General features: G+C 64.5%; 4 protein-coding genes and 1 pseudogene. All 5 read right to left on the reverse strand.

Annotation, left to right across the window (positions count from 1 at the left end; all coding sequences use genetic code 11):
* Window positions 1-278 precede the first annotated feature (278 nt).
* Window positions 279-590: a helix-turn-helix domain-containing protein gene (locus tag KGM94_RS24220; RefSeq protein ID WP_300264951.1), complete on the reverse strand. Its 312-nt coding sequence runs from the start codon at window positions 588-590 to the stop codon at window positions 279-281.
* A gap of 11 nt (window positions 591-601) precedes the next feature.
* A complete protein-coding gene (locus tag KGM94_RS24225; protein ID WP_300264953.1) occupies window positions 602-922 on the reverse strand; it encodes a type II toxin-antitoxin system RelE/ParE family toxin in 321 nt (106 codons plus the stop codon).
* A gap of 159 nt (window positions 923-1081) precedes the next feature.
* Window positions 1082-1897, reverse strand: a complete 816-nt coding sequence (locus tag KGM94_RS24230; RefSeq protein WP_300264956.1) for a c-type cytochrome — start codon at window positions 1895-1897, stop codon at window positions 1082-1084.
* On the reverse strand, window positions 1897-3519 hold the full coding sequence (locus KGM94_RS24235; protein ID WP_300264959.1) for a b(o/a)3-type cytochrome-c oxidase subunit 1: 1623 nt from the start codon (window positions 3517-3519) through the stop codon (window positions 1897-1899). The genes KGM94_RS24230 and KGM94_RS24235 overlap by 1 nt, the downstream gene beginning before the upstream one ends.
* Window positions 3506-3601: pseudogene (locus KGM94_RS24240) on the reverse strand (cytochrome C oxidase subunit II); the annotation flags it as partial. The gene KGM94_RS24235 and the pseudogene KGM94_RS24240, both read right to left, overlap by 14 nt.

Raw genomic sequence — 3601 nt, forward strand, 5'->3', positions numbered from 1 at the left:
TGCCGCAGGTCGCCGCCTGAGGGAAAAGGAACTGAGCAATTGCGCCTCCCCTTCCTCAGGGGAGGCCTTGCGCGGTTCTCGGTCCCGTCGACATGGGGCCACAACCGGTTGTCACGCCGCAGGCAGAACTGTTCCCCATCGAAATCCGAGGTTCAACGCCATGCACCGTCGAACTGGCGGCAGCTGACAGCATGATTCGGATATTACGAATAAGACTTGACCCGTCGGGCAAATCAGGTGTATAAGTTCAGCATCGCCGGGATCGATCCAGCGACCGGTCACACCAGTTCCAGCCGCAGCGAACGCCCGACCATGCGCGCAGCGCGCTGCAGGGTGGTCAGCGTGACATTGCCGTCCCTGGGATCGAGCAGGCGCCCGATCTGGCTGCGCGAGGTCTTCATGCGCTGGGCCAGATTGTTGCGGGATATGTTTTTCTCCTTCATCGCCTGCTCGATCTGCCACGCAAGGACTTCCTTGACGGCGATGGCCTCGAACTCGTCGCGCTTGCCTTCTTCGCCGAGGAAATCATCGAGCGTGGTGAGTTTGGCGGTGGACCGTGTTGCCTTCTTCTTCCTCGCCACATTCGCCATTCTGCTCTCCTTCATTTCTCAAATTCACGGTTTCTGCGACGCGCAAGCGCCAGGTCGTCCGCTGGCGTCTTCCGGGTTTTCTTGATGAACCCGTGGAGGACCAGAATGCGGCCTTGCTGCACGCTGAACAGCACGCGGGCGATCCGGCTGCTCGGCAGCGACGTGCGCACCTCCCACAAGCCGTCGCCCAGCGCGCGGCAAAGCGGCATGCCCACGGGCCAGCGATATTGAACACGCATGAGGTCGAGGCCGACGGCTTGACGATCCGCGTCGTCCAGGCTCCGCAGCCAGTCCCGCACAACCTCCGCCCCGCTCTGCGTGCGGTAGAACACGACGGGTATCTTGTGGGGACCGCTACCTGACATCTAGCTCCATATAATGTTCATGTATCATATAAGGTACGCCCCTGCAATAGCGATCCGACTTCCACCCGGCTTACTCATTGCAACACCGCCGTGAACCGATGGAGTTGACCGCGTCCTGCCCGCCACTCAGTCCGTTGCCTTCACGATCTCGGGCGGCTGGGATGCATAGTAGGCCGCCGCCTCGTCGATTTCGCGCGGCGTCATGGCACGGGCGACGTTGCGCATCTGCTGGCTGATGTCGTTGGTGCGCCGGCTGGCGGCAAAGGCCTGAAGCTGGGCCTTCATGTAGGTCTCCGACTGTCCCTCCAGCCACGGACTGCCGGTCTTGTTGTCGAGGCTGCCGTGGCAGGCGCCGCATGGCGCAATGCCGCGGACCGGCGCGCCATAGATCACGATGCGCGGCTTCGGCAGTTGCGGCGTCGGGTGGTACGCCGGCAGCCGCGGCAGATAGGCGTAGTAGGCCGCAAGATCGGCAATCTCCTGGTCGGTCAGGTTCACCGCGAACGGAGACATCACGGCATTGGTGCGGGCGCCGGCGCGGAAGTCCACCAATTCCTTGTAGATGACCGCGGCATACTGGCCCGCGAGGTTGGGTGAATCGGCACGGCTGATCCCGGTCGGACCGTGGCAGATGGCGCAACGCTGCGCGAGCGTGGCGCCGCGCCCGATGGATTCCTGGCTCGGACTTGCGAGCGTGGTCGGCGTCAGCACCGCCTCGGAAAGGTGCGGCCCGACCCTGGCCGTCGGGACGGACGCCGCGCGCTGCGGCAGCCCGGCGGCGCTGCAGATCGCGTCCCAGAGGCCTGCGAACTGCAGGTCCTTCTGCGCATAGGGCAAAACGATGAAGCCGACGACGGCCGTCACCACGAACAGCCCGCCGGCGAGGCCGACCGCGGCCGAGAAGTAGGGATTGCGGAAGGTGAATAGTTCGCGGGCGCTCATCACTGGGCTCCCACATAGATGGCCGGCACCGAGGTATCCGCACGCGTGGCCAGCGTCAGGATCGGATAGCCGTAATTGGTGACCGTCAGGCCGATCATCAGCGCCACCCAGATCGCGTAGCTGTTCAACGCGAGCGGGACCGCGCGGACGGGGTGAACGGGCACGCTGAAGCGCCAGACGCCGGCATCGGTCGCACCTTGCCGCATGCCGCGCGCCAGGATGACCAGGAACAGCAGACCCGAGATCAGGAGAACGAATGCGCCGATCGCCGACAGCGTCACGGAAAACGCCTGCGGCGCGATCGCCGGATCCGAATAGTCGTAGTAGGCCATCCGCCGCGGCATGCCGAGAATGCCGACCCAGTGCCATGGGAACGTGGTCACGATCATGCCGACGAACCAGAGCCAAAGCTGCGTGCGCACGAGCGCAAGTGACGGCAGCGCGCGTCCGGTGAGATGAGGCCACAGGTCGTAGGCGATGGCGAAGTACATGATGACGATGGCGCCGCCGAAGATCAGGTGGAAATGACCGGTGATCCACTGCGTGTTGTGGATCGTCGCATCGAGCTGATAGCTCATGTTGATGAGCCCGCCGGCGCCGCCGAAGCCGAGCAGCACGAACGAGAACGCCACCGCCAGCATGATCGGGTTCTGCCACGGCAGCGCCGAGATCCAGCCGAACGGGCCGCGGCCGCCGCGAAGCCGCGCGGCGATCTCCACCGAGGCGCAGATCGTGAACACCGTAAGCAGCGTCGGCAGCGCGACGAGGGCGGTGAAGGTCGAATGGATGAACTTGAAGCCGGCGCCGACCTGCGGGTCGGCGAAGGTGTGGTGCATGCCGATCGGCATCGCCACCACCAGGAACAGGATGAAGGAGATGCGGGCCATGGTGTCGCTGTAGAGCCTGCCGCCGATCGCGCGCGGCACGATGGTGTAGTAGGCGATGTAGGTCGGCATCAGCCAGAAATAGACGATGGCGTGCAGCGTCCATGAGAAGAACACGCGCGCGAGCCCCGCATCGATGGTGGTCTTGAGCCCGAGCGCGACGGGAATGATCTGCAGCAAGAGCTCGAGCGCCGCGCCGACCGCCGTCCAGGCCCAGAGATAGGAGCCCGCGACGTTGGCGAACATCGCCAACGGAACCGGCTCGCCCGGATGGGCACGCCGCCAGACCCGGAGGTTGATCGACATCAGCGCCACCCAGACCCAGGAGCCGACCACGACGAGAACGACGCCGATGTAGTAGAAGGCGTTGCCGATCAAGGGGGGATAGAAGGTGTAGAGCACCGAGGCGCGCCCGAGCGCGACGGGCACCATGGCCATGACGGCGCCGGCGACGATCAGCCAGAATCCTCCCCAGGCCCAGCGCAAGCCGACCAGCGGCTGCTTCAGCGCCGACTCCGAGATGGCATAGCCGAAGCCCATGGCGACCAGCGTCGGAAACACGTAGCCCATCACCGTGCCGTGCGCGGTCAGCGAGCGATAGTACCATTCCGGATTGCTGATCCAGGTGTAGAGCGGACTGCGGACGAACATCTGCCATGCGCCGAGGCACAGTGCGAGCCCGAACACGGCGAAAGCGAACCAGAAATGCGCGAGAATGAGCTTTCTATTCACCAACACAGCTCAACCTCCCGCCGTTTTTGGCGCGCGCCGCGAATTCGGCCTTGTCGATCACCTTGACTTTGCCCCACATCCCTTCGTG

The organism is Bradyrhizobium sp. (assembly GCF_028868675.1).
In the GTDB taxonomy this organism is placed as follows: domain Bacteria; phylum Pseudomonadota; class Alphaproteobacteria; order Rhizobiales; family Xanthobacteraceae; genus Bradyrhizobium.